Origin of the sequence: Streptomyces sp. 5-10 (assembly GCF_014712245.1) — a bacterium.
GTDB classification, from domain to species: Bacteria; Actinomycetota; Actinomycetes; order Streptomycetales; family Streptomycetaceae; genus Streptomyces; species Streptomyces violaceusniger.
The window spans coordinates 1-340 of record NZ_JACVYG010000254.1; the positions used below are offsets into that span (position 1 = coordinate 1).

The window sequence follows — 340 nt, forward strand, 5'->3', positions numbered from 1 at the left end:
CGTGGAGGGCGTCGGTGTCGCCTGCGATGACGGTGGCGTTGGGGCTGTTGTGGGCGGCGATCCAGAGTCGGCCCTGCCACGGGGTCAGTGTGTCCTCGGCCTCTGCTCGTGAGGTGAGGACGGACATCATGCCGCCGTGTCCGGCGAGGTGGTGGGCGATGGTCTGGCTGCGCAGGGCGACGATTTTGGCGGCGGTGGGGAGGGTGAGGTGTCCGGCGACGCAGGCGGCGGCGATCTCGCCTTGGGAGTGGCCGATGACGGCGTCGGGGTGGATGCCTACGGATTGCCAGAGGGCGGCGAGGGAGACGACGACGGCGAAGGTGGCGGGCTGGACGACATC

1 protein-coding gene is annotated in these 340 nt (G+C 70.3%); it reads right to left on the bottom strand.

All coding sequences use genetic code 11. From position 1 onward, the window contains the following. Positions 1-340, bottom strand: a 340-nt coding sequence (locus tag IEJ02_RS48075; protein ID WP_191070546.1) for an acyltransferase domain-containing protein, incomplete at both ends; no start/stop codon positions are given.